We start from the raw sequence: 19,493 nt of genomic DNA on the forward strand, positions 1-19,493 counted from the left end.
GCGCCGCCGTCGGGCCGGAGGGTGACGGCCGTGACGCCCGCGGCCGCCACCGCGGCCCCGGCGGCCAGCGCGATCGGCAGCTTCGGGAGGCGCCGCCGCGACCGCTCCCGCGAGGCGGCGGTGAGCGCGGGGATGCGCGACTCGTCCGCCGGGGTGTTCTCCACGGCGTCGAGCACGGCGGGCTTGAGCGAGGCGACGGTGCGGTCGACGGTGTTCATCCGCGCTGTCCTTCCAGGGCCGGGTGCGGAAAAGAGGCGTGGTCGGAGGTCGAGAGCAGGCGGGCGAGCCGCTTGCGCGCCCGGTGCAGGCGGACGAAGTACGTCGCCGTGGAACAGCCGAGCACCCGCGCGGCCTGCCCGGCCGAGAAGCCGTACCAGGCGCTCAGGACCAGCGCCTCGGCGTCGCGTTCGGGAAGCGCCGCGAACGCGGCCAGTCCCGCCTCCCGCTCGGCGACCACCTCGCCGGTGTCGGCGCCGTGCTCGGACCTCATCCGCCGGGCCCGCTCGGCGATCGTCGCGTGCCGCCGTCCGGCGTCGCGCTGTTTCAGCCGGTGCCGCCGCGCCACGCCGAACAACCAGGGCAACGGGTCGTCGTCCGGCACCTGGTCGAGCTTGCGCCAGGCGGTCAGGAACGTCTCGTTGGCCACGTCCTCGGCGACCGCCCGCGCGTCATGGGCGAGCGCGTAGCTAAGGACCTTGGGATAGTGCTTCCGGTAGATGGCCGTGAAGCGCTCGACGTCGGCGTCCACGTCACCACCTCCTCTCGGGTGTCACCCGGTACCCCCGAGATCACCTCGCTTTCTTACAGGCGGTCCTCCTTCCGGTCGACGCGGGGAACCGGGGAAGAAAAAGTGCGGCGCCCGCCAGGCCGCAAGGAAAGGTTCTGAGCACGATCCCGGCCTGGTGGGCGCCGCACGTCCTTCGGCGCCGGCTCGCTTACGCGTTGCGCGCCTTGTCGAAGCGGGCCTTCACGTCGTCCCAGTTGACGAGGTCCCAGAGCTTCTGGACGTAGTCGGGGCGCACGTTGCGGTACTGGAGGTAGTACGCGTGCTCCCAGGCGTCGAACACCAGCAGCGGGGTGGTGTTCATGCCGACGTTGCCGTGGTGGTCGTACACCTGCTCGACCACCAGGCGCCTGCCGAGCGGCTCCCACGCCAGGACGCCCCAGCCGGAGCCCTGCACGGTGGCGGTGGCGGTCGAAAGCTGCTTCCGGAACGCCTCGAACGAGCCGAAGTGCTCGTCGATGGCGGCCTCCAGTTCCCCGTCGGGGCGGTCGCCGCCGTCCGGGGACAGGTTCTCCCAGAAGATCGAGTGGAGCACATGGCCGGAGAGGTTGAACGCGAAGGTCTTCTCCAGGCCGACCAGACCGCCGAACTGCTCCTTCTCGCGCGCTTCGGCGAGCTTCTCCAACGTGTCGTTGGCGCCCTTGACGTAGGCCGCGTGGTGCTTGGCGTGGTGCAGCTCCAGGATCTCGCCGGTGATGGCGGGTTCGAGGGCCGCGTAGTCGTAAGGGAGGTCGGGCAGCGTGTAGTTCGACATGATCTCTACTATTGCAAGTCATTCGCAGGTAAGTCCAGTTCGCAGGTGCGTGTGGGCATGAGAAGGCCCGCCCCGCTCCGGGGAGCGGGACGGGCCGGTGGGTTCGCGGGTGGCGGTTCTCTCAGTAGCGGCGTCCGTGGCCGCCGCCGCCCTTGCCGCGGAAGCGGGCCAGGAGACTGCGGGCCTTGGCCTGGTTGCGCGGGTCGCGGGCGATCTGCCCGGCCCGGTTGCGCGCGCGTTGGCCCTGCGGGCTGCGCAGGAAGCGTCTGATTCGGTCGGCGAGAGGCATTCCGTTCCTCCTCAGCGAGGTGCTCGCCCGTTCAACGAACGGCACCCCGGCGAAGGTTGCTGGACGTTGCTCCTACCCGGAGGGACGCTTCTCTCACCTGGCGGATCAGAAAGCCTCGTCGAACGCCACCGCCCCTTCGACGCCGATCTGGTAGGCCGACACGCGGCGTTCGAAGAAGTTCGACAGCTCCTGGACGTCCTGGAGCTCCATGAACGCGAACGGGTTCTCGGTGCCGTAGCGGACCGGCAGGCCGAGGCGGGCGAGGCGCTGGTCGGCGACGTACTCCAGGTAGCGGCGCATGTCGTCGGCGCTCATGCCGGGCAGGCCGTCGCCGCACAGGTCGCGGGCGAACGCCAGCTCCGCCTCGACGGCCTCGTCGATCATCTCGGTGACCTGGCGCGTCATCGCGGCGTCGAAGAGCTCGGGCTCCTCGGCGCGGACGGTGTCCACGACGGAGAACGCGAACTCCATGTGCATGCTCTCGTCGCGGAACACCCAGTTGGTGCCCGAGGCCAGGCCGTTGAGCAGGCCGCGCGAGCGCAGCCAGTACACGTAGGCGAAGGCCCCGTAGAAGAACAGGCCCTCGATGCACGCGGCGAAGCAGATCAGGTTGAGCAGGAACGCACGCCGGTCGGCGGCGGTGCGCAGCTCGTCCAGGCGGTTGATCGAGTCGATCCACTTGAAGCAGAACTCGGCCTTGGCGCGGATCGAGGGGATGTGCTCGATCGCGGCGAACGCCCGGACGCGCTCGTCGTGGTCGGGCAGGTAGGTGTCCAGCAGGGTCAGGTAGAACTGGACGTGGACGGCCTCCTCGAACAGCTGCCGGGACAGGTAGAGGCGGGCCTCGGGCGCGTTGACGTGCTTGTAGAGGTTGAGCACCAGGTTGTTGGCGACGATCGAGTCGCCGGTGGCGAAGAACGCGACCAGCCGGTTGACCAGGTGCAGCTCCTCGGGGGTGAGGCGCGCCAGGTCGGCCAGGTCGGAGGCCAGGTCGACCTCCTCGACCGTCCAGGTGTTGCGGATCGCCGCGCGGTAGCGCTCGTAGAAGTCGGGGTAGCGCATGGGCCGCAGGGTCAGGTCCATGCCCGGGTCGAGCAGCATCACTGGCAGGCCTCGCAGGTCTCGGGGTTCTCAAGGGAGCAGGCGACCGCCTCGGCATCCGGGGCGGTGCGCGCGCCGGTGGTGTGGGCGCCGGTGGCCTGGGTGATGGTGGTCTGGGCGATGCGGGTCGCCGGGCGGGAGCGCAGGTAGTAGGTGGTCTTCAGGCCGCTGCGCCAGGCGTAGGCGTACATCGAGGAGAGCTTGCCGATGGTCGGCGTCTCCATGAACAGGTTGAGCGACTGGCTCTGGTCGATGAACGGGGTCCGCGCCGCCGCCAGGTCGATCAGCGCCTTCTGCGGCAGCTCCCAGGCGGTGCGGTACAGCTCGCGCAGGTCGGCGGGCAGGTCGGCCAGGCCCTGGAGGGAGCCGTTGGCGCGCTTGATGGCGTCGCGGGTGGCGGCGTCCCACAGGCCGAGGCGCTTGAGGTCGGCGACCAGGTAGTTGTTGATCTGGAGGAACTCGCCGGACAGGGTCTCGCGCTTGAACAGGTTGGACACCTGCGGCTCGACGCACTCGTAGCAGCCCGCGATCGACGCGATGGTGGCGGTCGGCGCGATGGCGATCAGCAGGGAGTTGCGCAGGCCGTGCTCGGCGACCTTGGCGCGCAGGGCGTCCCACGCGTCGGGACGGGTGATCGCCGCGTCCGGGAAGTGGTCGACGTGGAGCTCACCGCGCGCGGTGCGGGTGGCGGCGTAGTTGGGCAGCGCGCCGAGTTCGGCGGCCAGGTCGGCGGAGGCGTCGTAGGCGGCGAGGGCGATCTCCTCGGCGATGCGCGTGGACAGCGCCCTGGCCTCGGCCGAGTCGAACGGCAGCCGCAGCTTGAAGAACACGTCGGCCAGGCCCATCACGCCGAGACCGACCGGCCGCCATTTGCGGTTGGCGCCCTCGGCCTCGGCGGTCGGGTAGAAGCCGCGGTCGATGGTGCGGTCCAGGAAGCGGACGGCGGTGCGGACGGTGGAGCGGAGGCGTTCCCAGTCCAGGTCGTCGCCGGAGACGTGCGCGCCGAGGTTGACCGAGCCGAGGTTGCACACGGCGGTCTCGCCGTCGCTGGTGACCTCCAGGATCTCGGTGCACAGGTTGGACAGGTGGACGACGTTGCCGGGCTCGGCGGTCTGGTTGCAGGCGCGGTTGGCGGCGTCCTTGAACGTCATCCACCCGTTGCCGGTCTCGGCGAGGGTGCGCATCATCCTGCCGAACAGGCGGCGGGCGGGGACCTGGCGGACGTACCGGCCCTCGGCCTCGGCGCGGCGGTAGGCGGCGTCGAACTCCTCGCCCCACAGGTCGACGAGCTCGGGCGTCTCCTTGGGGTCGAACAGCGACCACCGCGCGTCGGCCTCGACGCGGCGCATGAACTCGTCGGGGATCCAGTTGGCGAGGTTGAGGTTGTGGGTGCGGCGGGCCTCCTCGCCGGTGTTGTCGCGCAGTTCGAGGAACTCCTCGACGTCGGCGTGCCACGGCTCCAGGTAGACGCAGGCCGCGCCCTTGCGGCGTCCGCCCTGGTTGACGGCGGCGACCGAGGAGTCGAGGGTGCGCAGCCACGGGACGATGCCGTTGGAGTGGCCGTTGGTGCCCCGGATGAGGGAGCCCCGGGACCGGATCCGGCTCCAGGAGACGCCGATGCCGCCCGCGTACTTGCTGAGCCGCGCGACCTGCGCGTACCGCTCGTAGATCGACTCCAGTTCGTCCCTCGGGGAGTCGAGCAGGAAGCACGACGACAGCTGGGGGCGGCGGGCCGCCGAGTTGAACAGGGTGGGCGAGCTCGGCAGGTAGGACAGGGTGCTGAGCAGCGCGTACAGCTCGCGGACGTCCTCGACGGTGTCGGACAGGCCGACCGCGACGCGCATCAGGAAGTACTGGGGGCGCTCCACGACGCGCCGGGTCCTCGGGTGGCGCAGCAGGTAGCGGTCGTAGACGGTGCGCAGGCCGAAGTACTCGAACCGGTCGTCGGCGGCCTCGTCCACCAGGGCGTTCAGCGCGTCGGCGTGGGCGGCGACGAACGCGGCGGGCGCGTCCGACAGCAGGCCCTCGCGGTGCGCGACGGCGACCGAGCCGGCGAACGAGCGGACGCCCTCCGCCGCCGCCTCGTCGGCGATCTTCGCGCCGAGCAGCCGGGCGGCGACCCGGGAGTAGGCGGGCTCGACGCCGACCAGCGCGGCCGCCTCGCCGATGGCCAGGTCGCGCAGGCCGGCGGCGTCCACTCCCCCGTTCGCGCGCACCGCCGCCAGCACCCGGGCCGGGTCGGCGTCCGGCAGCCCGGCGCAGGCGCGTTCCACCTGCTCGGCCAGGCGCTCGACCGGCGTGGCCTGGGCGGGTGCGACGCTGACGGCCTCGGCGGTCCCGGTGAGGACACCGGCCGGTGGCGCGATCAGTTCCTGGGTCACGTGCTCTTTCCCCTCGCGAGCTCGTCCCGCGAGGGCATGCGAACGACGCGCGGACCGCCGGTCTCCGGCATGCCGCGCACCGCCCCCGGTCCTCCCGCGAGACCTGGACGTACGAGAGCCCTCCGGGCTCCCTTCGCCGTGGACCGCGTCCACGGCGGAGCTGGCAGGTCTTCGGACTCGCGGGCGCACTGCGCGCTCCTACTGGCCGTCGCTTCCCGCCCCCGTGCCCGGGGTCAGTGCATGTGACGGCGGTCGTTCCCGCTCACCGCTGCGGGGCAGTCCCGGACTCGCACCGGGTTCCCTCTTGCGACGCCCGTGCCGTCTGGGACGGCTGGGGCGAACCAGCACGGGCATGACCCTACATCTTGATGACGGGTGACGCACAACCCCAACATGTAGGGCGTGTCACAGCCCCAGGGCGGGGGTCGGGTGGTGCCTTTCGTCCGGAGGTGGGACCATGGGGCCGCCATGTCCCCGCAGCCGTTCTTCCGTGCCTCCCGGGCGGTGCTGTTCGCCACCGTCGTGGTCGCGTTGGCGACCCTCGGGCACGGGCTGGCGTCGTCGCACGCGGTGCCCGCGTGGGCGGTGCTGGCGGGGTTCGCGGGAACGCTCGGGGTCACCTGGGCGCTGGCCGGGCACGAGCGGTCCCTCCCGACGATCTTCGGGGGGCTGCTGGGCGGGCAGTTCGCGCTGCACACGCTGTACGCGGACGCCGCCCTGGGGTCCGGGCATCACGGCGGCTCCCTGATGCCCGGGCGGGACTCCGGCTGGACGATGACGTTCGCGCACGTCGCGGCCGCCGCGCTGGCGGCGTGGTGGCTGCGGCGCGGCGAACGGGCCCTGTGGTCGCTGGCGCGCCGGCTGACGTTCCGGCCGGCGCCGCCGCTCGTCGTCGAACCCCCGGCGCCTCCCGCCCGTATCCCCGTGATGCCGGTGACGGACGTGCCCGTGCCCGTGGGGCGGGCGCTGCGGCACCAGGTCGTCCGGCGGGGGCCGCCGCTCCGTTCGAGGGCGCTCTGAGGGAGCGCCGTACGTCACCGGGCGCGCCGCCGGCGCGTTCGGGTTCTTCACGTGCTTCTCGAACGGAGTTTCACCATGTCATCACGGTTCTCTTCGGGCATGTCCAGGTTCGCCGCGGTGGCGGCGCTGGCGTCGGTGTCGGTGGTCGGGCTGGCGGGCGTCGCGTCCGCGCACGTCACCGTCAACCCCGGCACCGCCGAGCAGGGCGGCTTCACCAAGGTCGCGTTCCGGGTGCCGAACGAGCGCGACGACGCCGGGACCACCAAGGTCCAGGTCGACCTGCCGGTGGACCACCCGATCGCGTTCGTGTCGGTGCGGCCGGTGCCGGGCTGGTCGGTGAAGGTGGAGAAGAGCAGGCTCAAGACGCCGATCAACGTGCACGGCGCGAACCTCACCGAGGCGGTCTCCCGGATCACCTGGTCCGGCGGGAAGATCGACAAGGGGCAGTTCCAGGAGTTCGACGTGTCGATGGGGCCGCTGCCGACCGACGTGGACCAGCTGGCGTTCAAGGCCGAGCAGACCTATGAGGGCGGCGAGGTCGTCAGGTGGGACCAGCCGGCCGAGCCGGGCAAGGAGGAGCCCGAGCACCCCGCGCCGGTGCTGAAGCTCGCGGCGAAGGGGTCCACGGAGCCCGCCCGGGGACTGGCCGCCGCCGCCAGGCCGGTGGCCGCCTCCTCCGCCGACGACGGCACCGCCCGGATGCTGGGCGGGATCGGCATCGCGATCGGCGTGCTCGGCCTGATCGTCGGGGCGTTCGGCCTGGTGCGGGGGCGTCGGGCATGAGGCACCGCAGGCTGGCGGCGCTGACCGCCGGGGCCGCGCTGGCGCTGGCCCTGCCCGCCGCGCCCGCCTCGGCTCACACCGCGCTGCGCTCCTCGAACCCGGCCGCCAGGTCCACCGTCGAGGCGCCGAAGGAGATCGTGCTGACCTACACGCAGGCGATCTCGCTGCCGAAGGTCATCCTCACCGGCGAGGCCGGGGTCCAGTACGGCGCGGGCGCGGCCGAGGCCACCGACAACAAGGTGACGCTGCCGGTGAAGCCCGGCCTGCCGAACGGCCGGTACACCGTGGGGTGGCGGGTCGTGTCGCTGGACGGGCACCCGGTGTCGGGCAGCTTCACGTTCACCGTGAAGGGGGCCGCGGCCGCGTCGCCGACGGCCTCGGGTTCGTCCGCTCCCGCCCCGTCCCCGGCGAGCACGTCGACGGCGGTCGCCGGGAAGAAGGAGTCGTCGTCCGGGTCGGGCGGCTGGCTGTGGATCGGGCTGGGCGCCGTGCTGGTGGCGGCCGTGGCGGGCGGTGTCGCCTGGGCGCGGCGGTCGCCGCGCGGCTGATCCGCGGAACGGGTCCGACGGACGCCCGGCGGGGGTTCCCGCCGGGCGTCCCGCCTTTTTCGCAGAGATGATCTCTCTTGCGTTGATTACATGATTACATGAGGCTCCCGGCCATCGACCGAGAGCGTGAGCGCATGATCGTCGAATACATCCGGTACCGGATCGCGGAGGCCGACGCCGCCGCCTTCGAGGAGGCGTACGGGCGGGCCGCCCGCGCGCTGACCGCCGCGCCGCAGTGCGTGGACTACGAGCTGACCCGCTGCGTGGACGAGCCCGGACGGTACGTCCTGCGGATCACCTGGACGTCGGCGGCCGACCATCTGGAGGGCTTCCGGAAGGGCGAGCACTTCCCGGCGTTCTTCGCCGAGATCAGGCCGTACGTGGAGAGCATCGAGGAGATGCGGCACTACGAGCCGACCGCCGTGCGCGGGACGGGCGGGTCCGTCCCGACGATGTACGCGTGGGCCGGGGGGAGCGCGGCGTTCGAGCGGCTGACCGAGACGTTCTACGGCAAGGTCCTGAAGGACGACCTGATCGGACCGCTGTTCGCGGGCATGGACCCCGGGCACCCCCGGTACGTGGCGATGTGGCTGTCGGAGGTGTTCGGCGGCCCGGAGCGGTACAGCGCCGAGCGCGGCGGCTACGCCCACATGGTCCGCCGGCACCTGGGCAAGGCGATCACCGAGCCGCAGCGCCGCCGCTGGGTGAACCTGCTGATGGACGCCGCCGACGAGGTCGGCCTGCCCGACGACCCGGAGTTCCGCGCGGCGTTCGCGAGCTACGTCGAGTGGGGCACGCGCCTGGCCCGCGGCAACTCCCGGCCCGACGCGACCCCGGCATTGGAGGCCCCGATGCCGCACTGGGGCTGGGGCGTGGCCCCGCCCTACATCCCGAACTCCTGACCTCCGGCCCCACGGGACGCGGAACCCCCGGGAATGTGGGAACCCGGGGGTCGGTGCGGGTGAGTACCGGGTGAGGGTGCGTGGGCGCCCCGGAACGGAGCTTGCACCGAAATGAACGGGAACGGCGCGTGGTGAGCGCCGCCGCAGTGGGCGGGATGAGGGTCGTCGCGGGGGACGCCGCGGTCATCCGGGAGTCGTGGGAGGTGCCGGAGCGGTTCTCCGTGCTGTTCGACCGGTACTCCAGGGAGATCCACCGGTACGCGGCGCGGCGGCTGGGAGCGGACGCGGTGGCGCTCGCCGACGATGTGACGGCCGAGACCTTCCTGGTGGCCTTCCGCAAGCGCGGACGCTACGACCTGCGGCGGGAGGACGCCCGGCCGTGGCTGTACGGGATCGCCGCCAACCTCATCGCCAAGCACCGGCGGACCGAGACGCGGCGGTTGAGGGCGTTGGCGCGGGTGACCGGACCGGACGGGGAGGCGTTCGAGGAACGCAGCGTCGCGCGGATCGACGCACGGGAACTCCAGCCGAGGCTGGCGGCGGCGCTGGCCGGGTTGAAGGCCCGGGAACGGGAACTGTTCCTGCTGGTCGCCTGGGCCGAGCTGTCGTACGAGGACGCGGCGGTCGCGCTGGGGATCCCGGTGGGCACCGTCCGGTCGCGCCTGTCCCGCACCCGAGCCAAGATCCGCCGAGCCCTGGGGGAGTCCCGATGAACGAGATCGAACTGTTCCGTGAGGCCCGGCCCGAGGCCGCCCCCTACTCGGCGGAGGCCATGGCCGAGGCGCGGCGGAGGCTGGAACGGCGGGCGACGCCGCGTTCGGTGCGGCGGCGGCGCGCCGGGTTCGCCGCCGGAGGGGCGCTGCTGGCGGCCGGTGCCGCGTCGGTGGCGCTGGTGGTCGCCGTGCCCGGCGGACCGGAGCGGGGACGGCTCGCCGCCGCGCACGAGGGCGCCGACCCGGTGGTCACGCTGGCGGGGGCCGCGCCGATGTCGGCGACGCAGGTCCTGGGGCGTGCCGCCCGTGCGGGGGACGAACTGGCGCCGCGTCCCGGGCAGTACGTCAAGGTCGTCTCGCAGACCATGTTCAGCGCCGAGAGCAACGACGGCGACACGGGGAGGCAGGGACGCTACCTGTACCGGACCGACCGGGTGATCTGGCGGCCCGTGCGGGCCGGGAGCCCGGACGTACTGAAGATCACTCATCTGCCGCCCAAGGCGTACCCGGGGTGGCCGGTGCCGCGCGCGGCGTTCGCCGACAAGGGCACCGACTGGGTCCACCTCCAGTACTGCAGGAACGCCGACCTCGGCACCGACTACACGGCGCTGTCCCGGCTGCCGGCCGATGTCAGGGGGATGCGCGCCCATCTGTACGCCGCTCCGGGCGACGGGTCCCCGGACACGCGGGCCTGGGAGCGGGCCGGTGACCTGCTGCGCGAGACGTACCTGCCGCGCGCGCAGCGGGCCGCGCTGTTCCGGGCGATCGCCACGATCCCGGGCGTCGACGCGGTGGGCGGGGCGCAGGACGCCGCGCGGCGCACCGGGCTGGGCGTGGGCCGGGTCGACCGGGGGATCCGCAAGGACCTGATCTTCGACCGGAGGACCTACGCGCTGCTGGGCGAGCGCGAGGTCGTCGTGGACGCGGCGCAGGCGAAGGCCCCGGTCGGCAGCCTCATCGGGTCGACCGCGCAACTGTCGGTGACCGTGACCGACACCGTTCCGCGGGTCGAGCGGCCCCGGGACGACCGCTGCTAGGCCGTGTTTCCAAGCCCTGGCCCACGGCGCTCGCCCGGGGGCTCGCGCCTCACCAGGCCTTGGCGAGCGCGACATCGCTTCGCGATCTGACCCGCGGGTCCTCGCCTCCGGCCTCGGACCCGCAGGTCAGGTAACGCGCTCGCGTGCGTGGCCCAGGCCCCCTTCGAAACAGGCTCTAGTCTCCGAGACGGACGTCGCGGTCGGTGGCCCCGGCGAAGTCGAGGAGGCGGTGCGCCTCGGCGGTCAGGGCCTCCTCGTCCTCGCCGGTGAACGAGGTGTGGGGCCGGAGCGTCAGGGTCTCGTCCGTGAGGTTCCACTCCCCCGCCGTCACGCCGTCGAGCAGGATCGTGCCGGGGACGAGGTTGGGGCGTCTCCTCGCCGCGGCGAGGTGCTCCCCGGTGACGAAGCGGGAGCGGTCGGCGTGTGACAGCAGCAGGTTGTCGAAGTCGTACAGCAGGCGGGCGGGGGCGGGCGTGTCCTCGTCGGGGCGGGGCGCGTCGGGGAGGTCGAACAGCTCGCGGCCGTCCTCGCTCCGGAACGTCACCAGCCGGGGGCGGAGGCGCTCCACCACCTCCTTGAGGCGGGTCAGGCCGGACCACGCCTGCACGTCCATCACCGACGCCGGGCCGAACGCCGCCAGGTAGCGCAGCACCATGCGGTCCAGGGTGGCGCCGGCGTCGAGGGGCGCGCCGAGCCAGTGCTCGGCGGTGGTGTGGGCGATCGGGCCGCTGGCCCCCCACACGCCCCGCGGCGGGACCTGGACCAGGGCCATCCGGTTGCGGGCGGCGTAGGCGAGGGAGGCGGGCGCGCGGTCGGGCCAGCGTTCGCCCAGCAGCGCGCCCAGCTCCTTGGCGGTGCGGGGCCTCTCCTCCAGGATCGGGCGGGCGGCGGTGACCAGCTCGTCCATGTCGAGGCCCTGGACCGGCTTGCCGTGCAGGCTGTTGTGGAACAGGTCGCGGTCCAGGACCGGCTGGACCAGCGGGCGCAGCCACCGGCAGTCGTCGGCGCTGACCAGGTGGATCGTGGAGCGCATCAGCGCGATGCGCACCAGGCGGCGGTCCACCAGCAGCGCCGCGACCTCCTCGGGCCGGATCCCGTCGAGCCGGGCGGCGAGCCCGTGGTACCAGGTGTGCGGGGTCTGCGCCTGGAGGCCGACCAGGTGCTCGACGGTCTCGACGACCGGCTTCCGCACGCGTTCCAGGAGGAGCTGGCGGGCGAGCGTCGCACGGTTGAGGGCACGGCGGGACAGGATCACGGGCGTTCCTTCTCCAGGGCGGTGCGGAAGGCCAGCGTAGGGCTCGGCCCCGGGCGTGCGGGCCCGGCGGGCGGCGTCCACCCGGCGCACAGCACAATGACCCGGGATCCTCCGCCTCTCCGGAAAGGGCCGCCGTGGACACGCGCCATCTCCTCGACCCGCAGATCGCCTCGCTGATCGACCTCGTCCCGACGATCGAGCTGAGCGCCGGGAACCTCCCGGCGGTCCGGGAGGCCCGGCGGCGGTTCCAGGAGGAGCAGCCCGTGCCCCCGCCGCCGGACGGGCTGGTCGTCGGGGAGCGCCGGGTCCCCGGCCGGGCGGGCGATCCGGACGTCCGGGTCCTGGTCACCCGGCCCGCCGGGGCCGGGGAGCCGCTGCCCGCGCTGCTGTGGATCCACGGCGGCGGGTACGTGCTGGGCAGCGCGGACTGGGACCAGGCCGCCGTCGTGCCCCTCGCCGCCGAGATCGGCTGCGTCGTGGTGTCGGTGGACTACCGGCTCGCCCCGGAGACCCCGCACCCCGGCCCGGTGAACGACTGCCACGCGGCACTGTCCTGGCTGCACGGCAACGCCGCCGACCTGGGCGTCGACCCGGCGCGGATCGCCGTGGCGGGGGTGAGCGCGGGCGGCGGGCTGGCCGCGACGCTGGCGCAGAAGGTCCGGGACGAGGGGCGGATCCCGCTGGTGTTGCAGGCGCTGTTCGTGCCGATGCTCGACGACCGCACCGTCACCGAGAGCGACCCGCACCCCCACACCGGGGAGTTCCGGTGGACGCGGGCGTCCAACGCGTTCGGCTGGTCCAGCCTGCTGGGCCACGAGCCCGGCCGCGACGGCGTGGCCCCGTACGCGGTCGCCGCCCGGTGCGAGGACCTGGGCGGGCTGCCCCCGGCGTTCGTGAGCGTCGGCGCGCTGGACCTGTTCCTGGAGGAGGACATCGAGTACGCGCGGCGGCTGACGCGGGCCGGGGTCCCGGTCGAGCTCCACGTCCACCCGGGCGTCCCGCACGGCATCTTCGAGGGCGCGGAGGTCAGCGCCCGGATGCGGCGGGAGATGCTGGCGGCGGTCCGGCGGGCGTTCGCCGTGTGACGTCACACGGGGGCGGAGGCCGTCCGGTCCTCCAGGAACCGGACGGCCTCGCGCCAGGCCTCGTCCCCGGCGAACCGGTCGGCGTGCCAGGTCGTCGCCCGTACCCGCCCGCGGTCCCGGAACCGCCGCACGATCGCCACGTGCGGCGCCCAGGAGACGAAGCGGCGCAGCGCCGCCTCGTCCTCCCACACCGACACCGAGCCGCTGGCCCGCCCGAGCGGGCGGGCCCACAGCCACGTCCCGACCGCGCCGTCCAGCCGCGGCCAGGCGCGGCTCAGCTCCAGGCCCGCGCGGTAGATCGCCGGGACGTCCCGGAACGCGTCGCCGGTGAACTCGGTGACGCTGACCAGCACGGGTCCCTCGGTGTCCGCGGCGGGGCCGGGGATCCATCGCGTTCGCATCATGCCGCCACCCTAGGGACGGACAGCGGCCCACCCGAAGAGCCGATCAAGGCCGATCCAACTGGGCCGCTTCACCGCCGCAGGGCGTTCCAGACGCGGTCGGGCAGGAGTTCGGCGGCCGTCTCCAGGTCCACGGCCGGGTCCCCGGCCAGCCAGCGGCGGGACGTCTCGGCGACCGGGCCGACGACCAGCATCTCCGTGAGGGGGTCAGGGAGCGCCACCAGCTCGCCGGACTCCACGAACGGGCGCAGCCACGCGGCGATCCGCTCCATGCGGGGCCGCTTCTCCGCCGCGATCCGCTCGGCGTGGGCGGGCAGGTAGCCCGCGTGGGAGGAGGCGTGGATGAAGTACGCCTCGGAACGGCGGTCGCGGGTGAACGCCAGGTAGGCGCGCACGAACGCGCCGACCCCCTCCCGCGCCGTCGCCTCGGGCTCCAGCGCCTCGACGAGGGAGTCCAGCAGGTTCGCCATGCAGCGGGCGTAGAGCGCGGCGGCCAGGCCGTCGACGCTGCCGAAGTGGTGGTAGAGGCTGCCGCTGCTCACGCCCGTCCGGCTGATCAGGGCGGTCATCGTGAGGGCTCCGGGTCCCTCGGCCGCCGCGAGGTCCAGTGCCGCGTTCAGGACCTTCTGGACGGTCGCCGCGCCCCGCTGCTGCTTAGGTGGCACTCCCGTACTTTAGGGCCTGGTCCCACAGGCGCCGGGCGAGCGCGGCGTCGGTGGCGGGCGGGTCGAGGGACGTCTGCTCGTCCAGGTGGAAGTAGCGGCCGGTGCCCCTGTCCTCGACCGCCAGGCGGACGATCGGCCGCGCCCCGGTGGCCGGGGGTCTCCACAGGAGCTTGACCGCCCGAAGGAGCGCGCCGGGCACGCCGGCGCGGTCGCCGAGGCCGGTGCGGACGACGCCGGGGTGGACGGCGTCGATCGTCACGCCGGTGCCGCGCCAGCGGTCGGCCCACAGCGGCAGCATCATGACGTTGCACAGCTTGGTGTCGGCGTAGGTCCGCATCGGGTGGAAGTCCTCGCCGGTCGGCGTGCGGTCCGGGTCGGCGCGGCCCTTCACGTACAGGCCGGCGCTGACCTGGACGACGCGGGTCCCCGAGGCGCGCAGCAGCGGTTCCAGTTCGAGGTTGAGGACGAACGGCGCGAGGTGGTTGGTCGCGAACGCCTGCTCCAGGCCGTCGCCGTTCAGGACGCGGCGGCCCGGCCAGACGCCCGCGTTGTGGACCAGCACGTCGAGGCGGGGGCACGCCTCGCGCAGCGCCCCGGCCGTCGCGCGGACGGCGCGCAGGTCGGACAGGTCGCCGACGACCAGGCGGCCGCCGCCCAGCTCCGCCACGGCCCGCTCCCCCGCGGCGCGGTCGCGCGCGACCAGCACCACGTCGTGGCCGGTCGCGAGCAGCCCGGCGGCGACGGCTCGGCCGATCCCCCGGTTGGCCCCGGTGACGACGGCGGTCATGTCTCCCATGGGGCCGAAGCGTAACCCGGAACAGAGAAAGTCTCTAGAGAATCTCTCTAGAAAAGGAAGTACCCCCGTTCGGGGGTGGCGTGGGTCACACGGGGGGATGAGCATCCTCTTGAACGGTGCGTGACGAGGAGGTTCCCATGTCCGCGGTCGGGTTTCGGGCGGCGCGCGATTTTCTGCTGGAGCACCGCGAGGACTACGCGGGGGCGCGGGAGAAGTTCCGGTGGCCGGAGCTGGACGCGTTCAACTGGGCGATCGACTGGTTCGACCGGATCGCCGAGGGCAACGACCGGCCCGCCCTGTGGATCGTCGAGGAGGACGGGTCCGAGGCGCGGTACTCGTTCGCCGACCTGGCGCGGCGGTCGAACCAGGTCGCCGGCTGGCTGCGCGGCGCGGGCGTGCGCCGCGGCGACCGGCTCGTCCTCATGCTCGGCAACCAGGTCGAGCTGTGGGAGACGATCCTCGCCGCGATGAAGCTCGGCGCGGTGCTGATCCCGTGCACGCCGCTGCTGGGCACCTCCGACCTGCGGGACCGGATCGAGCGGGGGAACGCCGCGCACGTCGTCACCGGGTCCGGGGACACCGGCAAGTTCGACGGGATCGACGGCGCGTTCACGCGGATCGCGGTCGGTGAGCCCGTGGACGGATGGCTGCGGTACGACGAGGCGTACGCGGGCGACGCGGCGTTCGAGCCCGACGGCGTCACGCGGGCGTCGGACACGCTGCTGCTGTACTTCACCTCGGGCACCACGGCGCGGCCCAAGCTGGTGGAGCACACCCACGCGTCCTACCCGGCCGGGCACCTGTCCACGATGTACTGGATCGGGCTGCGCCCCGGCGACGTCCACCTCAACATCTCCTCGCCCGGCTGGGCCAAGCACGCCTGGAGCAACGTCTTCGCGCCCTGGAACGCCGAGGCGTGCGTCTTCATCTTCAACTACACCCGCTTCGACGCCGCGCGGCTGCTGCGGGAGATGGACCGGTGCGGCGTGACCAGCTTCTGCGCGCCGCCGACCGTGTGGCGGATGCTGATCCAGGCCGACCTCGGGGCGCTCACGTCGCCGCCGCGCGAGGTCGTCGCCGCCGGGGAGCCCCTCAACCCCGAGGTCATCGAGCGCGTGCGGGATGCCTGGGACGTCGTGATCCGCGACGGGTTCGGCCAGACCGAGACGACCGTGCAGATCGCCAACACCCCGGGCCAGCCGGTCCGGCCGGGCTCGATGGGCCGCCCGGTGCCCGGCTACGAGGTCGTGCTCGTCGACCCGGTGACCGGCGAGCCCGGCGACGAGGGCGAGATCTGCCTCGACCTGCGCGACCGCCCCCTCGGCCTGATGGTCGGCTACCACGGCGACGAAGGGCGCACCGCGGAGGCGACGGCCGGGGGCCGCTACCACACCGGCGACATCGGCTCCCGCGACGCCGACGGGTACATCACCTACGTGGGCCGCGCCGACGACGTGTTCAAGGCGTCCGACTACAAGATCTCGCCGTTCGAGCTGGAGAGCGTGCTGATCGAGCACGAGGCGGTCGCGGAGGCGGCGGTCGTGCCGTCGCCGGACCCGGTGCGGCTGGCGGTGCCGAAGGCGTACGTGACGCTCGCGCCGGGCTGGAAGCCCGACGCCGAGACCGCCCGCTCGATCTTCGCGCACAGCCGGGCGCAGCTCTCGCCGTACAAGCGGGTACGGCTGCTGGAGTTCGCCGAACTGCCCAAGACGATCTCCGGGAAGATCCGCCGCGTCGAGCTGCGCGCCAGCGAGCTGGACAAGCACCCGAACGCCGACGCCCGTCCGATGGGCGAGTTCCGGGAGGAAGACCTGCGATGACTGAGCGAAGCGAAGGAAGAGCGGAGCACTTGCCGGGGGGTGTGGGGGGTCGTCCCTCCACGAGCAACGCGATGACCGAGCTCTCCTACGCCTCGGGGACGTCCGCCAAGCCGCTGCTCGGCGACACCATCGGGGCGAACTTCGACCGCACCGCGGCGGCGTTCGCCGACCGGGAGGCCCTCGTCGAACGCGCGACCGGCCGCCGCTGGACCTACGACCAGCTCGGCGCCGAGGTGGACACGGTCGCGCTCGGCCTGCTGGACCTCGGCGTCGGCAAGGGCGACCGGGTCGGGATCTGGGCCCCCAACTGCGCGGAGTGGGTGTTCGTCCAGTACGCCACCGCGAAGATCGGCGCGATCCTCGTCAACATCAACCCCGCCTACCGGGTCCACGAGCTGGAGTTCGTGCTGAACCAGGCGGGGATCCGCACCCTCGTCGCCGCGCCCGCGTTCAAGACCTCCGACTACGCCGCGATGATCGAGCAGGTGCGGCCCCGGTGCGCGGCGCTGGAGGACGTCGTGCTGCTCGGCCGCGAGTCCTGGGACGCGCTGCTGGCGGCGGGCCGCGCCGGGGACCCCGGCCGCCTGGCCGGGATCGGCGCGACGCTCACCGCCGACGACCCGATCAACATCCAGTACACCAGCGGCACGACCGGGTTCCCCAAGGGCGCGACGCTGTCGCACCACAACATCCTCAACAACGGCTTCTTCGTCGGCGAGGGCTGCGGCTACGACCAGGAGGACCGGATCTGCGTCCCGGTGCCCTTCTACCACTGCTTCGGCATGGTCATGGGGAACCTGGCCGCCACCAGCCACGGCGCGTGCGTGGTGATCCCGGCCCCGGCGTTCGACCCGCGCGCCACCCTGGAGGCCGTCGCCGCCGAACGCTGCACGTCGCTGTACGGCGTCCCGACGATGTTCATCGCCGAGCTGAACGACCCGTCGTTCGCCGAGCACGACCTGTCGTCGCTGCGCACCGGGATCATGGCCGGATCGCCGTGCCCGGTGGAGGTGATGAAGCAGGTCATCGAGCGGATGGGGATGGCCGAGGTGACGATCTGCTACGGCATGACCGAGACCTCGCCGGTGTCCACCCAGACCCGCGCCGACGACTCGCTGGACCGCCGCGTGTCCACCGTCGGGACCGTCCACCCGCACCTCGAAGTCAAGATCGTCGATCCGGAGACCGGGGTGACGGTGCCGCGCGGGACGCCCGGCGAGTTCTGCACGCGCGGCTACTCGGTGATGCTCGGCTACTGGGAGCAGCCCGACAAGACCGCCGAGGTCATCGACGCGGCGCGGTGGATGCACACCGGCGACCTGGCCGTCATGGACGCCGACGGCTACGTCAACATCACCGGCCGGATCAAGGACATGGTCATCCGGGGTGGCGAGAACATCTACCCGCGCGAGATCGAGGAGTTCCTCTACACCCATCCCGACATCGTGGACGCGCAGGTCATCGGCGTTCCGGACGCCAAGTACGGCGAGGAGCTGATGGCGTGGGTGCGGCTGCGCGAGGGCGCCGAGCCCCTCACGGCCGAGGGGCTGCGGGAGTTCTGCGCCGGGAGGCTCGCGCACTACAAGATCCCGCGTTACGTCCATGTGGTGGACGAGTTCCCGATGACGGTCACCGGAAAGATCCGCAAGGTGCAGATGCGCGCCGAGGCGGTGGACATCCTCGGGCTGCACGATGCGGCGAAGCAACGGCACGCGTGACGTCTTCCCCGGTGGAGGGCGTTCGGGGCATCCTGGCGACATGAGCGACGACGCCGGAGCGGTACGGGCGGCGGTGCTGGCGCTGCACCGCCGTACCGGCCTGCCCGTGGTGTTCGGCGGGGTCGTGTGCGGGGCGGACCGGATCCGGATCTCCGAGCTGGTCGGCAACACCACCGACTCCCTGCACGGCCTGGCGGTGCGGCAGGGCAGCGGCCTCGGCGGCAAGGCGATGGCGCTGGGCCGCCCGGTGTGGGTCAGCGACTACCCGAGGGCGTCCACGATCAGCCACGACTACGACGGCCCGGTCGGCCGCGAGGGCCTGCTGTCGGTCGTCGCGGTCCCGGTCGTGGTCCGGCGGAACGTGCGCGGCGTGCTGTACGGGGCGCTGCGCGAGCCGTTGTCGCTGGCCGACCGGGTGGTGGCCGCCGCCGTGGACGCCGCCCGCGACCTGGAGCAGGACCTCGCCGTCCGCGACGAGGCCGACCGCGCCCTCACCCGGCCCCCGTCGGTCGCCCCCGGCGCGGCCGACTGGGAGGAGGTCCGCGCCGTGCACGCCGAGCTGCGCGGCCTGGCCGAGAAGACCAGCGACCCCGAGGTCCGGGAGCGCCTGCTGGCGGCCTCCAGCCGCCTGGCCGCCGCCGGTCTCGGCGAGCGCCGCCCGGCCGGCCCCCTCCTGTCGCCGCGCGAGCTGGACGTCCTCGCGCAGGTGGCGGTGGGCTGCACCAACGCGGAGGCCGCGCGGCGCCTGGGCCTGCTGCCGGAGACGGTGAAGAGCTACCTGCGCTCGGCGATGCGGAAGCTCGACAGCCACACGCGCCTGGAGGCGGTCACGGCGGCACGCCGCGCGGGCCTGCTGCCCTGAGGGTCAGCGCGCCGGAGACGACGGCTCGGCGGGCCGGGCGGCGGATCGGCCCGGATCCCCACCGAAGATCATGCGATGCCCGCGGGCCGTGTCCATGTACTCGCGGACCCGGTGCACCAGGCCGTCGCGGACCTCGAAGACGAAGCAGTAGTCGTTGACGTAGCGGTTGCCGTTGGCCAGCGTCGCCGTCATGGTCTCCTCCACGGTCACGCGGTCGCCGTCGGCGTGGAACCCGTGGAAGACGACCTCGACGTCACGCACGAAGAAGCGGGGGAAGTCCTCGGCGAGGAAGCGCACGATCGCCTCCCGGCCGACCAGGTGGCTGGGGCACCCCAGCGCGACGGCGGTCGCGTTCCCCTCGGGCGCCCGCCACTCGGCGTCCTCGGTGAGGACCGCGGCGATCCGGCCGGAGTCGTGGCTGGCGAACGCCTTCCAGGCGTTCCGGACGATGGTGCGGGAGTCGTTCGGCATGTGGTGATCGTAGGAAGCGGGCGCAGCGGCGTCCGGCGGGTTCGCGACATCATCGCCCGGCCCCGCCCGGCCCCGCGGGGCCGACCGGCTCCGGTGGGGTCGGTCCCG

General features: G+C 73.1%; 21 protein-coding genes and 1 riboswitch. Of the genes, 10 read left to right on the top strand and 11 right to left on the bottom strand.

Annotation, left to right across the window (positions count from 1 at the left end; all coding sequences use genetic code 11):
• The 6 genes from AKI01S_RS14175 to AKI01S_RS14195 all read right to left on the bottom strand — a co-directional run.
• Nucleotides 1–218: hypothetical protein (locus tag AKI01S_RS14175; RefSeq protein ID WP_218009675.1), on the bottom strand; the 218-nt coding region annotated here is incomplete at its 3' end.
• Entirely contained in the window at nucleotides 215–748 is a 534-nt protein-coding gene (locus AKI01S_RS14180; protein WP_067816402.1) for an RNA polymerase sigma factor, read from the bottom strand. The genes AKI01S_RS14175 and AKI01S_RS14180, both read right to left, overlap by 4 nt.
• 187 nt (nucleotides 749–935) lie before the next feature.
• On the bottom strand, nucleotides 936–1,538 hold the full coding sequence (locus AKI01S_RS14185) for a superoxide dismutase (protein ID WP_067816404.1): 603 nt from the start codon (nucleotides 1,536–1,538) through the stop codon (nucleotides 936–938).
• A 121-nt stretch (nucleotides 1,539–1,659) separates the two neighbouring features.
• On the bottom strand, nucleotides 1,660–1,827 hold the full coding sequence (locus AKI01S_RS51690; protein ID WP_169813961.1) for a hypothetical protein: 168 nt from the start codon (nucleotides 1,825–1,827) through the stop codon (nucleotides 1,660–1,662).
• A gap of 105 nt (nucleotides 1,828–1,932) precedes the next feature.
• Nucleotides 1,933–2,928: a ribonucleotide-diphosphate reductase subunit beta gene (locus AKI01S_RS14190; protein ID WP_067816407.1), complete on the bottom strand. Its 996-nt coding sequence runs from the start codon at nucleotides 2,926–2,928 to the stop codon at nucleotides 1,933–1,935.
• Nucleotides 2,928–5,309 (bottom strand): ribonucleoside-diphosphate reductase subunit alpha, encoded by a 2,382-nt coding sequence (locus AKI01S_RS14195; RefSeq protein ID WP_245681623.1) that lies wholly within the window; start codon nucleotides 5,307–5,309, stop codon nucleotides 2,928–2,930. The genes AKI01S_RS14190 and AKI01S_RS14195 overlap by 1 nt, the downstream gene beginning before the upstream one ends.
• Nucleotides 5,310–5,454: 145 nt before the next feature.
• Nucleotides 5,455–5,670: riboswitch (cobalamin riboswitch) on the bottom strand.
• A 107-nt stretch (nucleotides 5,671–5,777) separates the two neighbouring features.
• Between AKI01S_RS14195 and AKI01S_RS14200 the strand changes: the two genes are divergently transcribed.
• The 6 genes from AKI01S_RS14200 (at nucleotide 5,778) to AKI01S_RS14225 (ending at nucleotide 10,312) form a co-directional block, all read left to right on the top strand.
• Nucleotides 5,778–6,329 carry a hypothetical protein gene (locus tag AKI01S_RS14200; RefSeq protein WP_067816410.1) on the top strand — a complete coding sequence of 184 codons (552 nt, stop codon included), beginning with the start codon at nucleotides 5,778–5,780 and terminating at the stop codon, nucleotides 6,327–6,329.
• A gap of 99 nt (nucleotides 6,330–6,428) precedes the next feature.
• Nucleotides 6,429–7,112 carry a YcnI family copper-binding membrane protein gene (locus AKI01S_RS14205; RefSeq protein ID WP_157419836.1) on the top strand — a complete coding sequence of 228 codons (684 nt, stop codon included), beginning with the start codon at nucleotides 6,429–6,431 and terminating at the stop codon, nucleotides 7,110–7,112.
• Complete coding sequence (locus AKI01S_RS14210; RefSeq protein ID WP_067816417.1) at nucleotides 7,109–7,660, top strand: copper resistance CopC family protein; 552 nt, start codon at nucleotides 7,109–7,111, stop codon at nucleotides 7,658–7,660. Before AKI01S_RS14205 ends, AKI01S_RS14210 begins: the two co-directional genes overlap by 4 nt.
• A 134-nt stretch (nucleotides 7,661–7,794) precedes the next feature.
• Entirely contained in the window at nucleotides 7,795–8,562 is a 768-nt protein-coding gene (locus AKI01S_RS14215) for a group II truncated hemoglobin (protein ID WP_067816420.1), read from the top strand.
• Between the two features lie 131 nt (nucleotides 8,563–8,693).
• Nucleotides 8,694–9,275: an RNA polymerase sigma factor gene (locus AKI01S_RS14220; RefSeq protein WP_369688719.1), complete on the top strand. Its 582-nt coding sequence runs from the start codon at nucleotides 8,694–8,696 to the stop codon at nucleotides 9,273–9,275.
• Nucleotides 9,272–10,312, top strand: a complete 1,041-nt coding sequence (locus AKI01S_RS14225) for a CU044_5270 family protein (RefSeq protein ID WP_083999546.1) — start codon at nucleotides 9,272–9,274, stop codon at nucleotides 10,310–10,312. Before AKI01S_RS14220 ends, AKI01S_RS14225 begins: the two co-directional genes overlap by 4 nt.
• 175 nt (nucleotides 10,313–10,487) lie before the next feature.
• Here AKI01S_RS14225 and AKI01S_RS14230 read toward each other — a convergent pair whose 3' ends face one another.
• On the bottom strand, nucleotides 10,488–11,567 hold the full coding sequence (locus tag AKI01S_RS14230; RefSeq protein WP_067816423.1) for a winged helix DNA-binding domain-containing protein: 1,080 nt from the start codon (nucleotides 11,565–11,567) through the stop codon (nucleotides 10,488–10,490).
• 134 nt (nucleotides 11,568–11,701) lie between these two features.
• Here AKI01S_RS14230 and AKI01S_RS14235 point away from each other — a divergent pair, with 134 nt between their 5' ends.
• Nucleotides 11,702–12,652, top strand: a complete 951-nt coding sequence (locus AKI01S_RS14235; protein WP_067816426.1) for an alpha/beta hydrolase — start codon at nucleotides 11,702–11,704, stop codon at nucleotides 12,650–12,652.
• A gap of 2 nt (nucleotides 12,653–12,654) precedes the next feature.
• On the opposite strand, the gene AKI01S_RS14240 is transcribed toward AKI01S_RS14235, so the two are convergent.
• The 3 genes from AKI01S_RS14240 to AKI01S_RS14250 form a co-directional block, all read right to left on the bottom strand.
• Nucleotides 12,655–13,056: a hypothetical protein gene (locus AKI01S_RS14240; protein WP_067816429.1), complete on the bottom strand. Its 402-nt coding sequence runs from the start codon at nucleotides 13,054–13,056 to the stop codon at nucleotides 12,655–12,657.
• Nucleotides 13,057–13,124: 68 nt separating this feature from the next.
• Nucleotides 13,125–13,718, bottom strand: a complete 594-nt coding sequence (locus tag AKI01S_RS14245) for a TetR/AcrR family transcriptional regulator (RefSeq protein ID WP_067816431.1) — start codon at nucleotides 13,716–13,718, stop codon at nucleotides 13,125–13,127.
• Nucleotides 13,708–14,514 carry an SDR family NAD(P)-dependent oxidoreductase gene (locus AKI01S_RS14250; RefSeq protein WP_245681624.1) on the bottom strand — a complete coding sequence of 269 codons (807 nt, stop codon included), beginning with the start codon at nucleotides 14,512–14,514 and terminating at the stop codon, nucleotides 13,708–13,710. Before AKI01S_RS14250 ends, AKI01S_RS14245 begins: the two co-directional genes overlap by 11 nt.
• A 137-nt stretch (nucleotides 14,515–14,651) precedes the next feature.
• Here AKI01S_RS14250 and AKI01S_RS14255 point away from each other — a divergent pair, with 137 nt between their 5' ends.
• From AKI01S_RS14255 to AKI01S_RS14265, 3 genes are all read left to right on the top strand, one after another.
• Nucleotides 14,652–16,334, top strand: a complete 1,683-nt coding sequence (locus tag AKI01S_RS14255) for an AMP-binding protein (protein ID WP_067816434.1) — start codon at nucleotides 14,652–14,654, stop codon at nucleotides 16,332–16,334.
• Between the two features lie 71 nt (nucleotides 16,335–16,405).
• Nucleotides 16,406–18,052 carry an AMP-binding protein gene (locus tag AKI01S_RS14260; RefSeq protein WP_067816436.1) on the top strand — a complete coding sequence of 549 codons (1,647 nt, stop codon included), beginning with the start codon at nucleotides 16,406–16,408 and terminating at the stop codon, nucleotides 18,050–18,052.
• A 40-nt stretch (nucleotides 18,053–18,092) separates the two neighbouring features.
• Nucleotides 18,093–18,914, top strand: coding sequence for a helix-turn-helix transcriptional regulator (locus tag AKI01S_RS14265; RefSeq protein WP_067816439.1), 822 nt, complete (start codon nucleotides 18,093–18,095; stop codon nucleotides 18,912–18,914).
• A gap of 3 nt (nucleotides 18,915–18,917) precedes the next feature.
• Here AKI01S_RS14265 and AKI01S_RS14270 read toward each other — a convergent pair whose 3' ends face one another.
• On the bottom strand, nucleotides 18,918–19,385 hold the full coding sequence (locus AKI01S_RS14270) for a nuclear transport factor 2 family protein (protein ID WP_067816441.1): 468 nt from the start codon (nucleotides 19,383–19,385) through the stop codon (nucleotides 18,918–18,920).
• Nucleotides 19,386–19,493: the final 108 nt, after the last annotated feature.

It is taken from the genome of Actinomadura kijaniata NBRC 14229 (genome assembly GCF_001552175.1).
GTDB classification, from domain to species: Bacteria; Actinomycetota; Actinomycetes; order Streptosporangiales; family Streptosporangiaceae; genus Spirillospora; species Spirillospora kijaniata.